This is a genomic window from Billgrantia hypersalina (assembly GCF_052584175.1).
In genome coordinates, this window is the sequence record NZ_JBMIQI010000004.1 from 219629 (window position 1) to 240351 (window position 20723).

A 20723-nucleotide genomic window follows, 5' to 3' on the forward strand; every position below is an offset into this window, starting at 1 on the left:
AACTCAGCCGCCATCATACCGGGACTGTCAGCCCCGGCACAGTGGTCACGTCAGTTGCTTGAGCCGAATCGGCTCCGGCGTCAGACTAGTGCTACCCACGCTGACGAGGAGCACTCCTGCATGCTGCCCTGGCTTCCCGCGCAACCTGTGCGCTTTCCTTCCGTGTCGCACGCCCTGCGCGATCCGGATGGCCTGCTGGCAGCCGGCGGCGCACTGACGCCGGAGTGGCTGCTGGCCGCCTATCGGCGTGGTATCTTCCCGTGGTACAGCGAAGATCAGCCTATCCTGTGGTGGTGCCCCAACCCGCGCATGGTGCTTTTCCCCGACGAGTTGCGCATCACCCGCAGCCTGGCCAAGCGGCTGCGCAACGGCGGTTTCGCGATTACCTGCAATCGCGAGTTCGAGGCCGTGGTCAAGGCTTGTGCCGCCCCCCGCCAGGGCCAGCCAGGCACCTGGATCACCGAAGAGATGCTAACCGCCTACGTTGCACTGCATCGACTCGGCTACGCCCGCTCGGTGGAGGTATGGCAAGCGGGATTGCTGGTCGGCGGCCTCTACGGCGTGGCCATGGGTCCGGTGTTCTTCGGTGAGTCGATGTTCTCGCGAGCAAGCGACGCTTCCAAGATCGCCTTGGTCCACCTGGTACGGGCCATGCGCAGCGGCGGTGGTCGCCTGATCGACTGCCAGATGCACACCCGGCACCTGGCCCGTCTGGGCGCGCGAGACATCGCCCGCAGCGAGTTCATCAACTATCTTGAATCATGCCTGGCGACGCCGGGGCAAGGGGACGGCCAATATCCGCTACCCGGCTGGGCGCTGCCCGATGACCCAACACGCGTCGAGACCCTGACCGCTCTCAGCTAGGAGGCGACCCACGTGAGCAGCAATACGCCTCGTCAACCGATACGGGATCTTCGCTTTTTCCTGACGGTTCCGCATGCCTGCAGCTACCTGGAGGGACACGAGGCGACGACGCTGTTCCTCGATCCCCAGGAGTCCCATGGCCAGGGGATTTACGATTCGCTAGCCCTGCTGGGGTTTCGTCGTAGTGGCCGCCACCTCTACCGGCCGCACTGCGAGGGCTGCAGTGCCTGCGTATCGGTGCGCATACCGGTCGAGGAGTTCGAGCCTGGTCGCAGCCAGCGTCGCGTGGTCAAGCGCAATGCGGACCTGCGCCTGGTCGAGCGCCAGGCCCTGTTCGACCCCGAGCACTACGCCCTCTACGAACGCTACATCCGGGTGCGCCACTGCGATGGCGACATGTACCCACCAAGCCGCGAACAGTACCGCACCTTCCTGACCCTGGACGAACCCTATTCGCGACTGCTTGAATTTCGCCTCGGGGAGCGCCTGCTGGCCGTTTCGGCCTTCGATCGCCTGGAGCACGGACTCTCTGCCATTTACACCTTCTTCGATCCCGACCCTGATTGGGAGCGTCGATCACTGGGCACCCACGCGGTGCTGAGCCTGGTCGACCAGGCCAAGCGCGAGGGGCTGCCACACGTCTATCTGGGCTACTGGATCCGAAACTGCCGCAAGATGTCTTACAAGGAGGCCTATCGCCCCTTGGAAATGCTCGAGGGCAGGCATTGGCGGCGCCTGCTGCCATAGCGCCACCGGCTTGAGTCGCCCTGCTTTGCCTTGACGCCCGGCTTACGGCACAATATCGCGCTATCCTTGTGACGGGCGCGATAATCGTCGTGCCCGCAGCACTGCCTGCCATGTCGGCGGCAGCGCCGGCCCTGACGGGCAGGATTCAAACGACCAACGTCATCAGCGAGGAACCGCCTATATGGCACGTGAAGACCATATCGAAATGGAAGGCGTCGTCGTCGATACCCTTCCCAACACCACCTTTCGCGTCGAGCTGGAAAACGGCCACGTCGTCACAGCCCACATTTCGGGCAAGATGCGCAAGAACTACATCCGCATTCTCACCGGCGACAAGGTCAAGGTCGAGCTGACTCCCTATGACCTGACCAAGGGTCGCATCGTCTACCGCTCACGCTGACGTGCGGTAGGGTTCGCGGCGACGCCAATCGCCCCGAAAGAACAACGCCCCGTCCGAAGACAGGGCGCTGTGCGGGGGTCGAGGCAATCCTGAATGATCAGGGTGCGTCGGCCATTTCCGACTCCGTGGACAGATGCAGCTCGCCATCCTCCACCGTGACGTGAACCACCCCGCCATGCTCGGATAGCTCTCCGAACAGGATCTGCTCCGCCAGCGGCTTCTTGAGCTTGTCCTGGATCAGCCTCGCCATGGGCCTTGCGCCCATGCTGGGGTCGTAGCCCTTCTCGGCCAGCCAGTCGCGCGCGGCCATGTCCACATCCAGTTGGACCCGCTTCTCGTCGAGCTGCGCCTGCAACTCCACCAGGAACTTGTCGACCACGCTGCGCACCACCGAGGTGGGCAGGGAGTGGAACTGGATGATGCCGTCCAGGCGGTTGCGGAACTCCGGCGAGAAGGTCTTGCGGATCACTTCCATGGCATCGCTCGAGTGGTCCTGGGTCTGGAAGCCGATGGAACGTCGTGCCTGCTGCTCCGCCCCGGCATTCGAGGTCATGACGAGGATCACGTGGCGGAAATCCGCCTCGCGGCCGTTATTGTCGGTCAGGCGGCCATGGTCCATGACCTGCAGCAGCAGATTGAACACCTCGGGATGCGCCTTCTCGATCTCGTCGAGCAGCAGCACGCAGTGCGGCTGCTTGGTGATCGCCTCGGTAAGCAAGCCGCCCTGGTCGTAGCCGACGTAGCCCGGGGGCGCACCGATCAGCCGCGATACGGTATGGCGCTCCATGTATTCGGACATGTCGAAGCGCACCAGCTCGATGCCCATGATACGCGCCAGCTGGCGTGCCACCTCGGTCTTGCCCACCCCGGTGGGGCCGGAGAAGAGGAAGCTACCCACCGGCTTGTCGGGCGACTTGAGACCGGCCCGCGAGAGCTTGATGGCAGCGGAGAGGCTGTCGATCGCCTCGTCCTGGCCGAACACCAGCATCTTCAGGTCGCGGTCGAGGTTCTCCAGCAGCTTGCGGTCGGAGCTGGAAACGCTCTTCGGCGGTATCCGCGCGATGGAGGCGACGACCGCCTCGACCTGGTCGACGTCGATGGTATCGACCCGCACCTCCGGCGGCAGCAGCCGCTGGTGGGCACCGGCCTCGTCGATCACGTCGATGGCCTTGTCGGGCAGGTGGCGGTCGTTGATGTAGCGATCCGCCAGCCGTGCCGCACTCTCGAGTGCCGCGTCGGTGTACTTGAGGCGATGATGCTCCTCGAAGCGCGAGCGCAGCCCCTTGAGAATGCGAATGGTGTCGTCCACGGACGGCGCCAGGACGTCGACCTTCTGGAAGCGGCGCGCCAGCGCCCGATCCTTCTCGAAGATGCCGCGGAATTCCTGGAAGGTGGTGGAACCGATGCAGCGCAGTTCTCCCGAGGAGAGCAGCGGCTTGAGCAGGTTGGACGCGTCCATCACGCCACCGGAAGCCGCCCCGGCACCAATCACGGTATGGATTTCATCGATGAACAGAATCGAGTTGGGCTGCTTCTTGAGCTCCGCCAGCAGGCTCTTGAGACGCTTCTCGAAGTCGCCGCGATACTTGGTACCGGCCAGCAATGCGCCCATGTCGAGGGCATAGACCACCGCGTCCCCGATCACCTCGGGAACATCCTCCTCGACGATGCGCTTGGCCAGCCCCTCGGCGATAGCGGTCTTGCCCACGCCGGCCTCGCCCACCAGCAGCGGGTTGTTCTTGCGCCGGCGGGCCAATATCTGGATTACCCGCTCGAGCTCGTGCTCGCGCCCGATGAGCGGATCTATCTTGCCCATTCGCGCCTGCTCGTTGAGGTTTGTAGCGTAGCCGGTCAACGGGTTGGCGCTGGTCTCGCCGCCGCCCTCCTCGGCTTCCTCGGCCTCGTTGGGCGAAGAAGAGGGGTTCTGGCCGTGGCCGGCCACCTTCGAGATACCATGGGCGATGTAGTTCACCGCATCGACCCGGGCCACGTTCTGCTGCTTGAGGAAGTAGACCGCCTGGCTCTCCTGCTCGGAGAAAATAGCGACCAGCACGTTGGCCCCGGTCACTTCGCTCTTGCCGGAGGACTGCACGTGGAAAACGGCACGCTGCAGTACGCGTTGGAAGCCCAGCGTCGGCTGGGTCTCGCGATCGCTCTGGTCCTCGGGGATCAGAGGCGTGGTGGAATTGATGAAATCCTGCAGGTCGGACCGCAACTTGTCGAGGTTGGCCCCACAGGCTCGCAGCACGTCTGCCGCTGAGGCATTGTCGAGCAGCGCCAGCAGCAGGTGCTCCACGGTCATGAACTCGTGGCGCTTGGAGCGGGCCACGGTAAACGCCGTGTTCAGGGTCAGTTCAAGTTCTTTGCTCAGCATGGCAGTCCCCTTCTCGCCGCTTAGGGCTTGCATCGGATCTTTCGTGGTCCGGCATCTTCAACATCGGGCACAAACGCCGCCGTTGCAAGTCTCTTCACTCAACGACTGCCATTCCTACCCCGTCTCGAGCAGACCGGGAGTCAGTCCGCCGCCTCGATATCGCTGAGCAGCGGGTGCTGACATTCTCTTGCATATTGATTGACTTGATGGCTTTTGGTTTCCGCAATGTCACGGGTGAAGATGCCGCAGGTGGCCTTCCCCTGGGTATGCACCGTGAGCATGACCTGCACGGCGGTCTCGCTGTCCATGTGGAAGAAACTCTGCAGTACTTCCACCACGAACTCCATGGGGGTGTAGTCGTCATTGTGCAGCACCACCTTGTACAACGGCGGTCGTGCCACCTCGGGGTCGGCCGACTGGACGGAGAGATCGCCGTCATCCTCCTCTTCGGGATTCGGCGGCCGCGTCATACCTGCCACGACACCGACCGACTCCCACGCGCTCGGGTCTTCTGTCTTGAACATAAAAGCCACACACCATCTCGACAAGCCGGCCTTCAGGCGTCGCAGATATAGACGACGAAAGATCGGCAGGGTTCCGGTTGATACGCAAAAGGCCCCCGTCCGCCTGGCGAACGGGGGCCCCGATGGGTTCGGCGGGCCGCTTACATGTTGTCCGCGACGGCCTGACCGAACTCGGAGCACTTCAGAAGCTTGGCATCGTCCATCAGGCGATGGAAGTCGTAGGTGACCTCGCCCTTGGAAATCGCCTTCTCCATGCCCTTGAGGACCAGATCGGCCGCTTCGACCCAACCCATGTGACGCAGCATCATCTCGGCGGAGAGAATCAGCGAGCCGGGGTTGACCTTGTCCTGGCCGGCATACTTCGGCGCGGTGCCGTGGGTCGCTTCGAACATGGCCACGGCGTCGGCCAGGTTGGCGCCCGGCGCGATGCCGATGCCGCCCACTTCCGCCGCCAGGGCGTCGGAGAGGTAGTCACCGTTGAGATTCAGCGTGGCGATGACATCGTACTCGGCCGGACGCAGCAGGATCTGCTGCAGCATGGCATCGGCGATGACGTCCTTGACCACGATGTTCTTGCCGGACTTGGGATTCTTGAACTGCATCCACGGGCCGCCGTCGAGCAGCTCGGCACCGAACTCCTCCTTGGCCAGCTCGTAGCCCCAGTCCTTGAAGGAGCCTTCGGTGAACTTCATGATGTTGCCCTTGTGCACCAGGGTCACCGACTCGCGATCGTTGTCCACGGCGTACTGCAGGGCCTGACGCACCAGGCGCTTGGTGCCTTCTACGGAAACCGGTTTGACACCGATACCACAGTTCTCGGGGAAGCGGATGTTGGTCACACCCATCTCCTCGCGGAGGAACTTGATCACCTTGTCGGCTTCCGCGGTCCCGGCCTTCCATTCGATGCCGGCATAGATGTCCTCGGAGTTCTCGCGGAAGATCACCATGTCGACGTCGGCAGGCTTCTTGACCGGGCTCGGCACGCCCTCGAACCAGCGCACCGGGCGCAGGCAGGTGTAGAGGTCGAGTTTCTGACGCAGGGCCACGTTCAGGGAACGAATGCCGCCGCCCACAGGGGTGGTCAGCGGTCCCTTGATGGAAACCACGTAATCCTTGACGGCTTCGAGAGTCTCTTCCGGCAGCCAGGTATCGGGGTCGTAGACCTGAGTGGCCTTCTCACCGGCGTAGACTTCCATCCAGTGAATCTTGCGCTCGCCGTTGTAGGCTTTCTGCACGGCGGCATCGATGGCGATCTTCATCGCCGGCGTCACATCGACACCGATACCATCACCCTCGATGAACGGGATGATCGGCTTGTTCGGCACGTTCAGGGTGTTGTCGGCGTTGACGGTGATCTTCTCGCCGCCTTCAGGGACGACAATTTTCTGGAACCCCATTGAGAACTCCCCTGTCTGGTCTGTTCAGTGGAGCGCGGAGTATAGCATTCGCCCCGACACTCGGAGTAGGCTTGCCTCCATATTTGTCGACAATCTATGGTAGCAAGACCTTCGTCTGATGAGTGCCATCTACCTGTTGCACAAGCCCTACCGCATGCTGTCGCAGTTCACCGACCGTCGCGGAGCGGGCCAAACGCCGCGCGCCACCCTGGCGGACGTCATCGACGTGCCGGGCATCTACGCGGCCGGACGGCTGGACTACGATTCAGAAGGGCTGCTGCTGCTGACCGACGACGGCGCGCTGATCCAGCGCATCAGCGACCCGCGTCACAAGCAGCCCAAGACGTATCGCGTGCAGGTGGAAGGCACGCCTGACGAGGCGGCCCTGGCCGCCCTGCGCCAAGGCGTCGAACTCAACGATGGGAGCACCCGACCGGCCAGAGTACGTCGCCTGGTTGAAAGCGCGCTGGCGGAGCGAACTCCGCCGGTGGACCCCAAGCGACACCCGTCGACGACCTGGCTCGAGCTGACCATCAGCGAAGGCCGCAACCGCCAGGTGCGACGCATGACAGCCCACGTCGGCCACCCTACCCTGCGCCTGGTGCGCGTGGCCATCGGTCCCTGGCGCTTGAACGGGCTGGCCCCGGGCGAGTGGCGCCGGGAAATCCTGCACGCACCACGCAATACGCCAAGGCGCTCGCCGCGCCGTCAAGGAGATCGCCGATGAGCCGCTGGCACCCACACGTTACCGTGGCCACCGTAGTAGAGCGCGCCGGTCGCTTCCTGATGGTGGAGGAAGCCCCGAGGGGCAGCCAGACCACGCTCTTCAATCAGCCCGCCGGTCATCTGGAGCCCGGCGAGCGAATCAAGGAGGCGGCCCTGCGCGAGCTGCGCGAGGAGACCGCCTGGCAAGTGGGGATCACCGATTATCTCGGGCTCTACGTCTACCGGACACCCGGCGGCGACACCTTTCACAGCCATGGTTTCTTCGGCATGGCCTTGGCTCACCTGGGCAACCCGCTCGATCCCGCCATCCTCGGTGTGCACTGGCTGACCCTGGAGGAGGTCGAAGAGCTGGAGCGCCTGGGGCGCCTGCGCAGCCCGCTGGTTCTGCGCCGTATTCGCGACGCCCTGGCCAAGCGCTTCTATCCCATGGATGTCGTCCACGAGCGCTAGGCGAGGTGATACCGTCCTTGATCGCCGTCTTTACGTATGCCCCTGATTCCTCATCAGCAGGCGATACATCGCCGGAATCACCAACAGGGTCAGTAGCGTGGAGGCGACCAGCCCCGAAATGATCGCCCAAGCCATCGGTGGCCACAGCGTCGACTGGGTCAGGGTCAGCGGCACCAGGCCGGCCACCGTGGTGGCCGTGGTGAGCAGCACCGGCCGCGTGCGCCGGGCCACGGCGGTAATCACCGCTTCACTCACGACGAGACCTTGACGACGATTCGCGTTCATCAGATCGATCAGCACGATGGCGTTGTTGACCACGATACCGACCAGCGCCACCACGCCGAGCATGGCGGTGAAGCCGAACGGCTGTCCGGTCAGCCATAACCCCGGTATGACGCCGATGACCGCCAGCGGCACGGTAGTCAGCACAATGAGCAGCTGGCGGAAGGAATTGAACTGCGCCAGCAGGAAAACGGCCAATAACAACCCGCCGACCGGTAGCGTCTGGAACAGTGCGGTATTGGCATCACCTGCCGACTCCGCCGCCCCGCCCACGGCATAGCCGACTCCCGCCGGCAGTTCGAGCGCCGCCAGGCGGGGCATGATCTCGCCCAGCACGCCGTCATAGGTCCAGCCATCGGCGACCTCGGCCAGCACCACGGTCATGCGGCGCAGGCCGCGATGCTGTATCACCGCCGGGCGCCAGGCCGTCTCCAGGGAAGCGATCTCGCCTAGCGGCAGCGAGCCGCCATCCCCAGTGGTCAGGCGCAGCCCCTCGATCCCGTCTATGGAGAAGTGCTCCCCCTCCGGCGCGCGTACCAGCAGGGGCGCGGGGTCGCGTCCGGCGCGCCAGGTGCTGATCTCGATGCCGCGGCTGGCACCGGCCAGCACCGTGGCCACGTCGTGCCGCGAAAGTCCGTATTCGGCGGCACGGGCATCGTCGGTCTCGACCTGCAGTGTGGCCAATCCCTCGCCCAGCCGGTGACGAGCGTCGCGTGCGCCCTCGGCCTCACGCACCACGCTGAGGATGCGTGCGGCAGCATCGGCCAGTGCGGCGCGATCCTCGGCATAGACACGTATTTCCACCGGCGCTTCGAGCGGCGGCCCCTGACCCAGACGCCGCGCCACCACCTCGGCCTCGGGCCATCGATCGGGTGCTACCGACCTCACCCATGCCATCAGCCCCGTCAGGTCATCGGCCTCCTCGGCTTCTACCACCAGCCGCGCCAGATGAGACTGGCGCGGCTGCTCGACCAGGTTGTAGTAGAAACGCGGGCCGCTGAAGCCGACGAAGCGGTGTACGGCCTGCACCGTCGGCCGCTCGGCCAGCGCCGTCGCCAGCACCTCGGCGTGGAACGCTGTCTGATCGAGATGGGTGCCTTCGGGAAAGTTGAGATCCACGACCAGCTGGTTGCGATCGGTGTCGGGAAAGAAATTCTGATCGAGCAATGGCATCATCGCCATGGCGCCCATGAGCAGCATGCCCGCTGCTACCAACACCCAGGCCGGCCAGCGCACGGCCAGCCGTCCCACGCGCCGCCCCAACGTCTGGAGCCGCTCGCGACGTGCCTCGAGCCGCGGCTTGAGAATGGCGGCGGCGAATATCGGCGTGACGAACACGGCATAGAGGTAGCTCACCGTGAGGGTGAGCATCACCATGATCGGGATGGCGCGGGTAAAGTCTGCCGTATTGCCGCTCGAGAGCAGCAGCGGTACGAAGGCAGCCAGGGTGGTGCCGGTAGCGGCGAGCAGCGGTGCCGCAAGTTCCCGCACGGAGCGTGTCACGGCCTGAATGGCCGAACGCCCCTGGTCGCGATGCCACTGGAGGTTCTCGACCATGACGATGGCATTGTCCACCAGCATGCCGAGCGCAATTACCATGCCGGCCACGGCGATCTGATGAAGGACACCACCGCCCATGGCGTAGAGAGCCAGCGAGGAGAAGGTCACGAGTGGCACGATGACGATCACGGCAAGCCCCAGCCGCAGCCCCATGGCCAGGAACAGCAGGACGCCGAGAATTGCGACGCCCAACAGCAGCGAGACGCCGAGCTCCGCCAGCCGCCGCTCGACCCAGCGCGGCTGGTAAAAGGTCTCCTCGATGGTGAGCGGGGCATAGGCCGGGCGCAACTCGTCCACCAGCGCACGCAGGCGCTTGCCGAAGCCCACGGCGTTGACTCGATCGTTGGATAGCACCAGCCCCAGCGCCACCGCCGGCCGGCCATCATGCCACATGCGCTCGGTGGCCGGCTGCTGTGGCGCGAGTGAGACATCGGTCAGTTCGCCTAGCGGTACCTGGCCGCCTCCCCGGGTGCGTATCGGCGTGTCGGCCAGTTCATCCAGCGCACCGAATTCACTACGGGGATCGAGCACCAGGGAGCGCCCACCAAGCGCCAGGCTTCCGCCGGGCACGGTCAGATTACGTGCGGCCAGCTGGCTGCCGAGAGCACGGGCATCGAGCCCGGTCAGTTCGGCCAGGGTGTCATCCCAGCCGATTACCACCTGCTGCCCCGGGTCGGCCAACAGGTCGATGCGGGCGATCTCCTTGAGCTGGAACAGGTCCCGGCGCAGCCGCTTGGCCGCCTCACGTAGCTCGAGGAGATCGTCGGAGCCGGTCACCGCCAGAACGATGCCGTGGGCATCCGAGTCCCGATCGCGGATCTCGGCCTTGCCCACGCCATCGGGAAATTCTCGGCTCGCCCGTTCCACGGCAATGCGCACTCGCTCCCAGGCCGCATCGGTATCGTAGACGTGCTCATGCATCTCGAGAGTAACGTGGGCCACGCCAAGTCGAGCCGTGCCGATGATGTCGTTGACTTCCTCGATCTGGGCCAGCTCCTCCTCCAGCGGATTGAGCACCAGCCGTTCGACCTGCTCCGGCTCCGCCCCGGGATAGGGCACCAGCACCTGGCCGAAGCGATAGGGAAAGAAGGGATCCTCCTGGCGATCCATTGCCAGCCAGGCCGCCAGGCCCAGCAGGGCCAACAACAGGGTGACACTGAGTATGAGCCGCTTGTAGCGCAGTGAGGCGATAAGCCAGCTCATGGCAGCACCCTCACCTGCATGCCATGTTCCAGCCGACCCTGCCCCGCTGTCACCACCCTGTCGCCAGTATCGAGTGCCGTTGCCGTCACCGACACCCAGCCGTTGGACAATCGACCTGGCGTCACGGCGACGCGTCGAACCGTATCGTCGTCGTCCAGTGCCAGCACATGCGGAGCATGGCCGCCGGGATCGACCACCGCCGCCAACGGCACCTGCATGACCGGCTGGGAAACCAGCTCAAGCCTCACTCGCAACGACTCCCCCAGCGCTGGCGCAGGCGCTGACTCGATGGCGACGATGACGGGCGCCATGGCGCCATCCGCACGGCCGACATGCATCACCCGCCCCGCAATGCGCTCTGCTTCGCTCATGGCCAGCAGCTCGGCTTCATGCCCCACCTCGAGCCGAGCGGCGAGTCGCCCAGGCAGGCGAATTTCGACTTCACGCCCCGAGAGCCCGGCCAGTTTCATGACGGGCTCGCCGGCCGCGACGAAATCGCCCGGCTCGGCCAGCAGGTCGGTCACTTCGGCATCGAATGGCGCCCGCAGGGTCAACTCGTCGAGCTGCGCCCGAGCCTCATCGCGCAGAGCCAGGGCCCGCTCGCGGGCCTGGGCAACGGCCTCCCGCTCGGCGCGCAGTCGGTCGAGCTCCTCTTCCGCACTGAGGTTACGTTCACGCAGGGCGCGAGAGCGCTCCACGTCGCGCCCCAGACGGCTCAGGTTGGCATCGAGTTCGCGTACCCGCGCTTCGGCCGCCGCCAATGCCGGCGCCAGGGACGGATTGTAGAGCGTCGCCAGGGCCTCCCCTCGCGCGACGCGTTGCCCGCGCGTCGCGAGCCGCTCGCGCAACACGCCTCCATGCAGGAAGGCGGGCGCGGCGCGCTCGCTGGCGCGCACCGTACCGGGGAAGCGGTACCTCACTTCATCTCGCGCCAGGCGCACTGTGTCGGCGCGCACGCTGGGCAGCGGCGCCTCGTTCTGCGCGGGTTGAGCGGGAGCGGCATCGCAGCCCGCCAGTAGCGCTGCCGACAACAGCAAGGCCCAAGCCATCTTCCCCTCCCCCATGACCCTACGCATCGCTCCTCCTATAAACTGGTCGACCGGTCAGTTATGGCAGTAAAAAAAGCTCACTCGTGGGGCGTGACGCCCTCCAGGAAAATCTTGAGAAAATCCTCGAGGAACGCCTCGTCGGAGCCCATGCCCGGCCAGTGCTCATGGTGGCACTTGGCCTCGAACCACTGGGTACAGGTCATCACGAACACGGCGATCACATGGGTCGGGTTGATGTCCTGGCGCAGCAGGCCGCGTTTCTGGGCCTGGCGAACCCACTCGGCGCCCGCCCCGACGAGCTGGTTGTCCAGCTCACCGCAATGGCTATCCCCCTCCAGGTGGGTCCAGGCAAACAGCCGCACCACGCCAGGGTTGTCGCGCAGGAAGTGGAAATAGGTTTCCACGGAACTGCGCAGCAAGGCGGCATCGGGCTCGCCGGCCTCTTCGAGCATCGCCATCTGGGCCGTGAAGTAGCGCTCGAAGGCGCGATTCTTGACCGCCTCCCACAGCTGCTCCTTGCTGCCGAAATGGTGGTGGATCAGGCTCTTGGTGACTTCGGCAGAGCGGGCCAGCGCGCTGAGCTTGACGGCGGAGAAGCCCTGCTCGACGAACAGCGCTTCTGCCGCGTCCAGGATGCGGGCGCGGGTCAGCTCGGGATCACGGGTCTGTGTTCTTGGGCTCATGATGCGGAAGATAACGCTAACTGGCCGACCGGTCAATAAGCAGGAGGGCCCGCTGTCGCGCAGAGACGCCGTTCGTCAGGACAGGATGAAGCCCCACCAGAATGTAGGGTATAATCCCCGCCCATTTGCGACCCACTCAACCCGAGAGCGACCATGAACGCCACCTCAGGCAAGGTGATCGTCGGCATGTCCGGCGGCGTCGACTCCTCCGTTTCCGCCCTGCTGCTGCTGGAGCAGGGCTATCAGGTCGAAGGCCTGTTCATGAAGAACTGGGACGAGGACGACGGCACCGAGTACTGTACCGCCAAGGCCGACCTGGCGGATGCCCAGGCCGTGTGCGAGAAGCTCGGCATCAAGCTGCACAGCGCCAACTTCGCCGCCGAGTATTGGGACAATGTGTTCGAGCACTTCCTCGCCGAGTACAAGGCCGGGCGGACGCCGAACCCGGACATCCTCTGCAACCGCGAGATCAAGTTCAAGGTGTTCCTCGAATATGCCGAGATGCTCGGCGCCGCTCAGATTGCCACCGGGCACTATGTCCGTGGCGGAGAGCGCGACGGGCGGCCGCGACTGCTCAAGGGTCTCGACGCGAACAAGGACCAGAGCTACTTCCTGCACGCCGTACCGGAGGTCGCCATCGCCCGCACGCTGTTCCCGGTCGGCGAGCTCGAGAAGCCCGAGGTGCGCGCCATCGCCGAGCGTCACGGGCTGGCCACCGCACGCAAGAAGGACTCCACCGGCATCTGCTTCATCGGTGAACGCCGCTTCCGCGAATTCTTGCAGCAATACCTGCCGGCACAGCCGGGCGTGATCGAGACGCCGGAAGGCGAGATCATCGGCGAACACATGGGGTTGATGTACTACACCCTGGGACAGCGTCAGGGGCTCGGTATCGGTGGGCTGGCCCATCACCCCGAGGCACCTTGGTACGTGGCGGGCAAGGACCTCGAGCGCAACGTGTTGATCGCCGTGCAGGGCAAGCACCATCCGCTGTTGTATACCGATTCGCTGGCCACCGAGGCGATGGACTGGGTGGCCGGCGAGCCGCCCGCGACCGAAGGGCGCTATACCGCCAAGACCCGCTATCGCCAGAGCGACGTGCCTTGCCAGATGCACACGCTTGCGGATGGCGGCGTGGAGGTTCGCTTCGACGCCCCCCAGCGTGCCGTCACGCCGGGCCAGTCGCTGGTGCTCTACGATGGCGATATCTGCCTCGGCGGCGGCGTGATCCGTACCACCTGGAATGCCACGGGGCGCGGCGCATGAACACGACTCCCATCCATCGCGCCCCGGACTCCCCGACGGCGCGCCAGGCCCTGGCCCTGGCGGGCGTATTCCAGGCCGCAAGCCTGGTCGACGAACTCGCCCGCACGGGCCAGGTTGAGCCGCGCGCCTGGGAGACGCTGATTCGCGCGACGCTAGACACCAACCCGGAGAGCTTCGAGGCGATTTACGGCGGACACCCCAACAACCTGCGCCGGGGCCTCGAGGTACTCGAGGCCGTGGTGGGTCGCAAGCAAGCCAACCCCGTGGTGCTGCGCTACGGTTTTTCGCTGCTGCTGCTGATGAACAAGCTGCGCACCAATGACGCCATGATGGCATCCCTTGGCCAGCAGTTGAGCCGGATCCAGGGTCAGGCCGAGCACTTCGGTGCCACCCACGAGAACGTCATCGCCAGCCTGGGCGAGGCCTATCAGGAGACCCTCTCCACCTTCAAGACACGCATCGTGGTCCACGGAGACCCTTCGATGCTGCAGAGTCGCATGATGCCAGAGCGGGTTCGCGCCATTCTGCTCGCCGGCATCCGTTTCGCCCTGCTCTGGCACCAGCAAGGCGGTCGCCGCTGGAAGCTGGTGTTCCAGCGCGGCGCCTTGAAGAAGACCCTGGATCAGTTGGGCTGACACCTGTTTCCTCTTACGCTTTCCCTCCACGTACCGGACGACGATCATGCAAGCCGCTTCCCTGCCCCTCACCGCTCTTACCGCTCTTTCGCCCGTCGACGGCCGCTACGGCAACAAGGTCGAGGCGCTGCGCGAGCACTTCAGCGAGTTCGGCCTGATTCGGGCCCGCGTGATCGTCGAGGTTCGCTGGTTGCAACGCCTCGCCGAACAGGGCGGCATCGTCGAAGTGCCGCCGCTCTCGGCCGAAGCCACGGCCTTTCTGGAAGCGATGATCCGCGATTTCTCGCTGGCCGACGCCGAGCGCATCAAGGAAATCGAACGCACCACCAATCACGACGTCAAGGCGGTGGAGTATTTCATCAAGGAGAAGATCGCGATCCAGCCGGAGCTGCATGCGGTCACCGAGTTCGTGCACTTCGCCTGCACCAGCGAGGATATCAATAACCTCTCCTACGGCGTGATGCTGACGGATGGCCTGAAAACCCTGTTGCCGGTCATGTACCGGGTGGCCGACGAGGTGACCCGCCTGGCTCACGAACATGCCGACCTGCCGATGCTCTCGCGTACCCACGGCCAGACGGCGAGCCCCACCACCCTGGGCAAGGAGATGGCCAACGTCACCTATCGCCTGCGCCGCCAGCTCAAGCAGATCGAGAACGTCGAGATTCTGGGCAAGATCAACGGCGCGGTGGGCAATTACAACGCCCACCTGGCCACCTACCCCGAGGTCGACTGGGAGGCCAACGCGCGCACCTTCGTCGAGGGCCTGGGTCTGACCTTCAACCCCTACACCACCCAGATCGAGCCGCATGACTACATCGCCGAGCTGTTCGACGCGGTCTGCCGCTTCAACACCGTGCTGATCGACTTCGATCGCGACGTGTGGGGCTATATCTCACTGGGCTATTTCAAGCAGCGGACCGTGGCCGGCGAGATCGGCTCCTCGACCATGCCGCACAAGGTCAATCCTATCGATTTCGAGAACTCCGAGGGTAACCTGGGCCTGGCCAATGCCGTGCTCGGCCACTTGGCACAAAAGCTGCCGATCTCGCGCTGGCAGCGCGACCTCACCGACTCCACCGTGCTGCGCAACCTCGGCGTGGGCCTGGCCTATGGCCTGGTCGCCTACGAAGCTGCGCTCAAGGGCATCGGCAAGCTCGAAGCCAACCCGGCGCGCCTGGCCGAGGATCTCGATGCCAGCTGGGAAGTGCTCGCCGAGCCGATCCAGACGGTCATGCGTCGCTACGGTATCGAGAAGCCCTACGAGAAGCTCAAGGAGCTGACCCGCGGCAAACGCATCGACCAGGCCGGCTTCGCCGCCTTCATCGACACGCTGGCGCTTCCCGAGGAAGTGAAGGTCGAGCTCAAGGCGCTGACGCCGGCCACCTACATCGGTAACGCCGAGGCCCAGGCACGCCGGCTATAGCCCGGCGGCCCAACAGCCCCGGCAGGAGGAAACGATGGTCAAGCTCACCAAGATCTACACCCGCACCGGGGACAAGGGCGACACCGGTCTCGGCGACGGCACGCGCGTGGCCAAGCACGACTTGCGCGTGGAAGCCTTCGGCACGGTAGATGAGGCCAACGCCACGCTCGGCCTGGCCCAGCTCCACGCCGAGGGGGAACTGCACGAGGTTCTGGCCCGGTTGCAGAACGACCTGTTCGACCTCGGCGCCGACCTGTGCACGCCGGAGCAGGAGGCGCCGGAGTACCCGCCGCTTCGGGTCACGCCGGCCCAGGTCGAATTCCTCGAAGCACGAATCGATGCGTACAACGCCGAACTCGCCACCCTGCGTTCGTTCATCCTACCGGGCGGCACGCCGCTGGCCGCCCACCTGCACCTGGCGCGCACCGTGACCCGCCGCGCCGAGCGCTGCGTCACGGCGCTGATGACCGAACAGCCGGTCAATCCCGAGGTGCTGCGCTACCTCAACCGGCTCTCGGACCTGCTGTTCGTTCTCGCCCGCCGGGCCAACGACAACGGCAAGAACGACGTGCTTTGGGTGCCCGGCGCCAACCGCTGAGCAATACGCTACCATGACTTCTTCACTTCGCAGGGTCGCCATCGGCGCCCTGCGGCCCTTCTGTGCCATCTGCCCGATAGCGAGATACCATGCCAAGCGATGCCCCCCTCAGCCTGCTGGGCGGCCTCACCGCCGCCGAATTCCTGCGCGACTACTGGCAGCGCAAGCCGCTGTTGATCCGTGGCGCTCTTGCCGACTTCGAGAGTCCGCTCGACCCCGACGAGCTGGCCGGGCTCGCCTGCGAGGAGGGCGTTGAGGCTCGCTTGGTGGAAGAGGAAGGCCCCGACGGCCCTTGGCAGGTCAGCCACGGGCCCTTCGACGAGGCCGTGTTCGGCGAACTGCCCGAGCGCAACTGGACCCTGCTGGTGCAGGCCGTGGACCACTATGTACCCGAGGTGGCCGAGCTGCTCGAGCACTTCGACTTCCTGCCGCGCTGGCGGCTCGACGACATCATGATCAGCTACGCCCCGCCGGGTGGCAGTGTCGGCCCCCACGTCGACCAGTACGACGTCTTCCTGCTTCAGGGCCTGGGACGGCGGCGCTGGCAGCTCGGTGGGAAGGTGCCCGACGACGCCCCGCTCATCGCCGGCATCGACCTGCGCATCCTGGAGCGCTTCACGATCGAGCCGGGCGACGACTGGGTGCTGGAGCCCGGCGACATGCTCTACCTTCCGCCAGGCTGGGCGCACCACGGCGTCAGCGAGTCCGACGACTGCATGACCTACTCGGTGGGCTTTCGCGCCCCCTCGGCGGATGAAGCGATCACCTCCTACGCCGACTACTTGGGTGAGCAGTTGCCCTCCTCGCTGCGCTACGCCGACGCCGGCATGGCCCCGCCCGACGATCCGGCCGAACTCGACGACGCCTCGCTTGCGCGCATGCGTCGCTTGATCCTCGATACCCTTGACGATCCGGCCCAGCTCGCCCAGTGGTTCGGCCGCGTGATGACCCAACCCAAGTACGTCGATCAGCTTGTTGCCAGTGAATACCCTACGGATGTCGATGAGCTTGTCGCCCTACTACAGGAGGGGCAGGAATTGCTGCGAAGCCCTGGGTCTCGCTTCGCCTGGCGCGCCCAGGACGATGAACGCGCCACGCTGTTTGCCGATGGCGATGGCGTCGTCTGCGCCCTGCCGCTGGCCCGCGCCGTGGCGGGTGAAGTGTCGCTGGACGCCGAGCTGCTGGAACACGAGGGCGCCGCCGAGTTGTTGACCGCCCTTCTCGATGCCGGCAGCCTGACCTGGCTCGATGACGCGGAGGAGTAAGCGATGACCGGCCCCGTCGAAATTCGCGAAGGGAGTTGGGACGAACTCGGTGCCCAGGCCAGCGAGATACGCCGCGTGGTATTCATCGTGGAACAGAAGGTACCGCAGGAAGAGGAGTGGGACGGTCGCGACGTCGAGTGCCGCCATTTCCTGGCCCTCCGTGACGGGGTCCCGCTGGGTACCGCCCGCCTGCTCCCCGATGGGCATATCGGGCGTGTCGCCGTGCTCGATGAGGCGCGCGGGCTTGGCGTTGGCGCCGGGCTGATGCGGGCCGCCATCGAGACGGCCCGCCGGCTCGGCCATGCGCGGGTCGAGCTTGCCGCCCAGACCCATGCCCTCGGTTTCTATGAAAACCTTGGCTTTACCGCCTTTGGCGACGCTTTCCTGGATGCCGGTATTCCGCATCGCAACATGTGCCTCTGGCTGAACGCCCAATAGCTTCCTCTCTCCTTTATCGACGAAATTCGACTACAGGAGCGAGTGCCCTTCGCACACTCTTGTAGTCGAGCTACAACCCTCCTTCCCCCCAAGTGATGATTGTGAGCGTCACGCGCCATGGGGCATAGTGAAATCAAGGCGACGTTAAAACGACTGTTCGATGAGTTTGAAAAAGCCTCTTAGGACAGCCGTGTTGAAACGTCGAATCGCATTCGACCAACGCCGTAGAGACAAGCGATTCACTCTGGTTGAAGCTGATTTTACTTCGCAGTTGCAGCATAAACCGGATCGACCGGCCGAGTGCAACGAGCGAGCGACCCGTCAAGGCAGCGATCGCCACCGCAGGCTATCGAAGCCGATGACCTCAAACTCTGATCGGAAGGATGGCACCATGTCATACAAAGACGACATCAAGGCACTGGCTCAACTGCGTGAAGCCCAGCAGGGCAAGTGGGCCAATATCAGCCCCGAGAATGCCGCCCGCATGCGCGCCCAGAACCGTTTCAGGACAGGCCTGGACATCGCTCGCTATACGGCGAAGATCATGCGCGAGGACATGGCCGCCTATGACGCCGACAGTTCCCAGTACACCCAGTCCCTGGGCTGCTGGCACGGCTTCATCGGCCAACAGAAGCTGATCTCCATCAAGAAGCACTTCGGCACCACCAAGCGTCGCTATCTCTACCTCTCCGGCTGGATGGTCGCTGCGCTGCGCTCCGAGTTCGGCCCGCTGCCCGACCAGTCCATGCACGAGAAGACTTCCGTTTCGAGCCTGATCGGCGAACTCTATACCTTCCTTCGCCAGGCCGATGCCTGGGAGCTCAACCACCTGTTCCGCGACCTGGAAGCGGCCCAGAAGGCCGGCGACAAGGCCAAGGCCGACGAGCTGATAGCGAAGATCGACAATCACGAAACCCACGTGGTGCCGATCATCGCCGATATCGATGCCGGCTTCGGCAACGCCGAGGCCACCTACCTGCTGGCCAAGCAGATGATCGAGGCGGGCGCCTGCTGCATCCAGCTCGAGAATCAGGTATCCGACGAAAAGCAGTGCGGCCACCAGGACGGCAAGGTCACCGTGCCCCACGAGGACTTCCTGGCCAAGATCAACGCCGTACGCTATGCCTTCCTCGAGCTGGGTGTCGAGGAAGGCGTCATCGTCGCCCGCACCGACTCCCTGGGCGCCGGCCTGACCCAGAAGATCGCCGTGACCAAGGAGCCGGGTGACCTGGGCGACCAGTACAACAGCTTCCTCGACGGCGAGGAGATCACTTCGGCTTCCGATATCGACAACGGCGACGTGGTCATCAAGCAGAAAGGCAAGCTGGTCAAGGTCAAGCGCCTGGCCTCCGGCCTCTACCAGTTCAAGCCGGGCACTGGTGAAGATCGTGTGGTGCTTGACTGCATCACCAGCCTGCAGAACGGCGCCGACCTGCTGTGGATCGAGACCGAGAAGCCCCACGTCGGCCAGATTGCCAGCATGGTCAATCGTATCCGCGAAGTGGTGCCGGACGCCAAGCTGGTCTACAACAACTCGCCCTCCTTCAACTGGACCCTGAACTTCCGTCAGCAGGTGTTCGACGCCTGGGAGAAGGAAGGCAAGGATGTCTCCGCCTATGATCGCGCCAACCTGATGAGCGCCGAGTACGACGACACCGAACTTGGCAAGCTGGCCGACGAGTGGACGCGCAACTTCCAGCGCGACGCCTCGCGCGAGGCAGGCATCTTCCACCACTTGATCACGCTGCCGACCTACCATACCGCCGCACTGTCCACCGACAACCTGGCCAAGGGCTACTTTGGCGACGAGGGTATGCTGGCCTACGTGGCGGGCGTGCAGCGCCGCGAGATCCGTGAAGGTATCGCCACCGTCAAGCACCAGGACATGGCCGGCTCCAACATCGGCGACGACCACAAGGAATTCTTCCACGGCGAAGCGGCACTCAAGGCCGGCGGCAAGGACAATACCATGAACCAGTTCGGTTGATCCTGGCGTCACGGTAGAACGACTGGAACCCTTGGGAGGCCTCGTGCCTCCCTTTTTTCACTTCACTGCTCTCCAGCGGCACAGCCGCACGCCTCGACTTGCATATTCTTTCCCTGCTTCCCACAATCGCCCCGCGGCACTTGTCAGGCTTCTTGCTGGTCAAACTCATCAGCACTGATTAAGCTTGTTAGCAAACAGCGTTCCCTAACTCGGCACGGCGACTCCACAACCCACGCCGTTTAGCCTCAGGAGGTGTACATGAAGCGTCTTCTTCCCGTAGTGGCCATCGGCATGCTGACCCTGGCCGGCTGTGCGAACACCTCGACCATGGGCGGCGACGTCTACCGCGGCAATCAAGCGCAAACCGCCCAGACCGTCACCTTCGGTACCATCACCGCTCTGCGTCCGGTGCAGATTCAGGCCGACAGCCGCATGGGTGGTCTCATCGGCACCGGTGGCGGCGCTGTAATCGGCGGCCTGCTCGGCAGCCAGGTCGGCGGCGGCTCCGGCCGGCAACTGGCCACGGCCGCAGGTGTCCTCGGCGGCGCCGTGGCGGGCAGTGCCGCCGAGGAATCCACCAACCGGGTACGCGCTTGGGAGATGGAGATTCGCCGCGACGACGGTCAGGAAGTGGTCATCGTGCAGAAGGCCGATCGCGACTTCCAGGTCGGTCAGCGTGTGCGCATCATCGGCAGCGGGGCCAGTGTCAGCGTCGCACCGTACTGATCGCGCCCGAACTACCTTCTGCATAAACCAAGGGCCCGCGGTAATATGAACTGCACCCCGAAAGTTGGACACCCAATCCAACCTTCGGGGTGTTTCTATGAGGAAGCGATACGACGAGAGGTT

Annotated in this window: 19 protein-coding genes; 13 read left to right on the top strand and 6 right to left on the bottom strand. The window is 64.6% G+C overall.

Annotated features, from left to right (window positions below; genetic code table 11):
* Nucleotides 1-120 precede the first annotated feature (120 nt).
* From aat to infA, 3 genes are all read left to right on the top strand, one after another.
* Nucleotides 121-864, top strand: coding sequence for a leucyl/phenylalanyl-tRNA--protein transferase (aat, locus tag ACOJCM_RS03175; RefSeq protein WP_445210608.1), 744 nt, complete (start codon nucleotides 121-123; stop codon nucleotides 862-864).
* A 12-nt stretch (nucleotides 865-876) separates the two neighbouring features.
* On the top strand, nucleotides 877-1611 hold the full coding sequence (locus ACOJCM_RS03180; RefSeq protein ID WP_445210609.1) for an arginyltransferase: 735 nt from the start codon (nucleotides 877-879) through the stop codon (nucleotides 1609-1611).
* Nucleotides 1612-1792: 181 nt separating this feature from the next.
* Entirely contained in the window at nucleotides 1793-2011 is a 219-nt protein-coding gene (infA, locus tag ACOJCM_RS03185; protein WP_010627817.1) for a translation initiation factor IF-1, read from the top strand.
* A 97-nt stretch (nucleotides 2012-2108) separates the two neighbouring features.
* On the opposite strand, the gene clpA is transcribed toward infA, so the two are convergent.
* From clpA to icd, 3 genes are all read right to left on the bottom strand, one after another.
* A complete protein-coding gene (gene clpA, locus ACOJCM_RS03190) occupies nucleotides 2109-4385 on the bottom strand; it encodes an ATP-dependent Clp protease ATP-binding subunit ClpA (protein ID WP_445210610.1) in 2277 nt (758 codons plus the stop codon).
* Nucleotides 4386-4525: 140 nt separating this feature from the next.
* Entirely contained in the window at nucleotides 4526-4909 is a 384-nt protein-coding gene (gene clpS, locus ACOJCM_RS03195) for an ATP-dependent Clp protease adapter ClpS (RefSeq protein WP_445210611.1), read from the bottom strand.
* 140 nt (nucleotides 4910-5049) lie between these two features.
* Nucleotides 5050-6306 carry an NADP-dependent isocitrate dehydrogenase gene (gene icd, locus ACOJCM_RS03200; protein ID WP_445210612.1) on the bottom strand — a complete coding sequence of 419 codons (1257 nt, stop codon included), beginning with the start codon at nucleotides 6304-6306 and terminating at the stop codon, nucleotides 5050-5052.
* Nucleotides 6307-6424: 118 nt separating this feature from the next.
* Here icd and ACOJCM_RS03205 point away from each other — a divergent pair, with 118 nt between their 5' ends.
* On the top strand, nucleotides 6425-7033 hold the full coding sequence (locus ACOJCM_RS03205; RefSeq protein WP_445210613.1) for a pseudouridine synthase: 609 nt from the start codon (nucleotides 6425-6427) through the stop codon (nucleotides 7031-7033).
* Entirely contained in the window at nucleotides 7030-7482 is a 453-nt protein-coding gene (locus ACOJCM_RS03210; protein ID WP_445210614.1) for an NUDIX domain-containing protein, read from the top strand. The genes ACOJCM_RS03205 and ACOJCM_RS03210 overlap by 4 nt, the downstream gene beginning before the upstream one ends.
* 30 nt (nucleotides 7483-7512) lie before the next feature.
* Here the strand turns inward: ACOJCM_RS03210 and ACOJCM_RS03215 are convergent, their stop codons facing one another.
* From ACOJCM_RS03215 to ACOJCM_RS03225, 3 genes are all read right to left on the bottom strand, one after another.
* Complete coding sequence (locus ACOJCM_RS03215) at nucleotides 7513-10527, bottom strand: efflux RND transporter permease subunit (RefSeq protein ID WP_445210615.1); 3015 nt, start codon at nucleotides 10525-10527, stop codon at nucleotides 7513-7515.
* Nucleotides 10524-11576 carry an efflux RND transporter periplasmic adaptor subunit gene (locus ACOJCM_RS03220; RefSeq protein ID WP_445210616.1) on the bottom strand — a complete coding sequence of 351 codons (1053 nt, stop codon included), beginning with the start codon at nucleotides 11574-11576 and terminating at the stop codon, nucleotides 10524-10526. The genes ACOJCM_RS03215 and ACOJCM_RS03220 overlap by 4 nt, the downstream gene beginning before the upstream one ends.
* 77 nt (nucleotides 11577-11653) lie before the next feature.
* Nucleotides 11654-12259: a TetR/AcrR family transcriptional regulator gene (locus tag ACOJCM_RS03225; protein WP_445210617.1), complete on the bottom strand. Its 606-nt coding sequence runs from the start codon at nucleotides 12257-12259 to the stop codon at nucleotides 11654-11656.
* Between the two features lie 153 nt (nucleotides 12260-12412).
* Here ACOJCM_RS03225 and mnmA point away from each other — a divergent pair, with 153 nt between their 5' ends.
* The 8 genes from mnmA to ACOJCM_RS03265 all read left to right on the top strand — a co-directional run bounded on the left by mnmA (nucleotide 12413) and on the right by ACOJCM_RS03265 (nucleotide 20600).
* Nucleotides 12413-13525 carry a tRNA 2-thiouridine(34) synthase MnmA gene (gene mnmA / locus ACOJCM_RS03230; RefSeq protein ID WP_445210618.1) on the top strand — a complete coding sequence of 371 codons (1113 nt, stop codon included), beginning with the start codon at nucleotides 12413-12415 and terminating at the stop codon, nucleotides 13523-13525.
* The gene (hflD, locus tag ACOJCM_RS03235; protein WP_445210619.1) at nucleotides 13522-14160 is read left to right on the top strand and encodes a high frequency lysogenization protein HflD; all 639 of its coding nucleotides are present in this window, start codon (nucleotides 13522-13524) and stop codon (nucleotides 14158-14160) included. Before mnmA ends, hflD begins: the two co-directional genes overlap by 4 nt.
* A 61-nt stretch (nucleotides 14161-14221) precedes the next feature.
* Nucleotides 14222-15586, top strand: a complete 1365-nt coding sequence (gene purB, locus ACOJCM_RS03240) for an adenylosuccinate lyase (protein ID WP_445210633.1) — start codon at nucleotides 14222-14224, stop codon at nucleotides 15584-15586.
* A 34-nt stretch (nucleotides 15587-15620) separates the two neighbouring features.
* Entirely contained in the window at nucleotides 15621-16184 is a 564-nt protein-coding gene (locus tag ACOJCM_RS03245; RefSeq protein WP_445210620.1) for a cob(I)yrinic acid a,c-diamide adenosyltransferase, read from the top strand.
* An 89-nt stretch (nucleotides 16185-16273) separates the two neighbouring features.
* Nucleotides 16274-17449, top strand: a complete 1176-nt coding sequence (locus tag ACOJCM_RS03250) for a JmjC domain-containing protein (RefSeq protein ID WP_445210621.1) — start codon at nucleotides 16274-16276, stop codon at nucleotides 17447-17449.
* Between the two features lie 3 nt (nucleotides 17450-17452).
* Complete coding sequence (locus ACOJCM_RS03255; protein WP_445210622.1) at nucleotides 17453-17887, top strand: GNAT family N-acetyltransferase; 435 nt, start codon at nucleotides 17453-17455, stop codon at nucleotides 17885-17887.
* A gap of 391 nt (nucleotides 17888-18278) precedes the next feature.
* On the top strand, nucleotides 18279-19874 hold the full coding sequence (locus ACOJCM_RS03260) for an isocitrate lyase (protein WP_445210623.1): 1596 nt from the start codon (nucleotides 18279-18281) through the stop codon (nucleotides 19872-19874).
* Between the two features lie 258 nt (nucleotides 19875-20132).
* Nucleotides 20133-20600, top strand: coding sequence for a glycine zipper 2TM domain-containing protein (locus tag ACOJCM_RS03265; RefSeq protein WP_445210624.1), 468 nt, complete (start codon nucleotides 20133-20135; stop codon nucleotides 20598-20600).
* The last annotated feature ends 123 nt before the right edge of the window (nucleotides 20601-20723 follow it).

What these genes read in the sequence shown, in the direction of transcription:
- aat (WP_445210608.1), top strand. Translation starts at nt 121, where the DNA reads ATGCTGCCCTGGCTTCCCGCGCAACCTGTGCGCTTTCCTTCCGTGTCG.
- infA (WP_010627817.1), top strand. Translation starts at nt 1,793, where the DNA reads ATGGCACGTGAAGACCATATCGAAATGGAAGGCGTCGTCGTCGATACC.
- clpA (WP_445210610.1), bottom strand. Translation starts at nt 4,385, where the DNA reads ATGCTGAGCAAAGAACTTGAACTGACCCTGAACACGGCGTTTACCGTG.
- clpS (WP_445210611.1), bottom strand. Translation starts at nt 4,909, where the DNA reads ATGTTCAAGACAGAAGACCCGAGCGCGTGGGAGTCGGTCGGTGTCGTG.
- icd (WP_445210612.1), bottom strand. Translation starts at nt 6,306, where the DNA reads ATGGGGTTCCAGAAAATTGTCGTCCCTGAAGGCGGCGAGAAGATCACC.
- ACOJCM_RS03205 (WP_445210613.1), top strand. Translation starts at nt 6,425, where the DNA reads ATGAGTGCCATCTACCTGTTGCACAAGCCCTACCGCATGCTGTCGCAG.
- ACOJCM_RS03210 (WP_445210614.1), top strand. Translation starts at nt 7,030, where the DNA reads ATGAGCCGCTGGCACCCACACGTTACCGTGGCCACCGTAGTAGAGCGC.
- ACOJCM_RS03215 (WP_445210615.1), bottom strand. Translation starts at nt 10,527, where the DNA reads ATGAGCTGGCTTATCGCCTCACTGCGCTACAAGCGGCTCATACTCAGT.
- ACOJCM_RS03220 (WP_445210616.1), bottom strand. Translation starts at nt 11,576, where the DNA reads ATGGCTTGGGCCTTGCTGTTGTCGGCAGCGCTACTGGCGGGCTGCGAT.
- ACOJCM_RS03225 (WP_445210617.1), bottom strand. Translation starts at nt 12,259, where the DNA reads ATGAGCCCAAGAACACAGACCCGTGATCCCGAGCTGACCCGCGCCCGC.
- mnmA (WP_445210618.1), top strand. Translation starts at nt 12,413, where the DNA reads ATGAACGCCACCTCAGGCAAGGTGATCGTCGGCATGTCCGGCGGCGTC.
- hflD (WP_445210619.1), top strand. Translation starts at nt 13,522, where the DNA reads ATGAACACGACTCCCATCCATCGCGCCCCGGACTCCCCGACGGCGCGC.
- ACOJCM_RS03245 (WP_445210620.1), top strand. Translation starts at nt 15,621, where the DNA reads ATGGTCAAGCTCACCAAGATCTACACCCGCACCGGGGACAAGGGCGAC.
- ACOJCM_RS03250 (WP_445210621.1), top strand. Translation starts at nt 16,274, where the DNA reads ATGCCAAGCGATGCCCCCCTCAGCCTGCTGGGCGGCCTCACCGCCGCC.
- ACOJCM_RS03255 (WP_445210622.1), top strand. Translation starts at nt 17,453, where the DNA reads ATGACCGGCCCCGTCGAAATTCGCGAAGGGAGTTGGGACGAACTCGGT.
- ACOJCM_RS03260 (WP_445210623.1), top strand. Translation starts at nt 18,279, where the DNA reads ATGTCATACAAAGACGACATCAAGGCACTGGCTCAACTGCGTGAAGCC.
- ACOJCM_RS03265 (WP_445210624.1), top strand. Translation starts at nt 20,133, where the DNA reads ATGAAGCGTCTTCTTCCCGTAGTGGCCATCGGCATGCTGACCCTGGCC.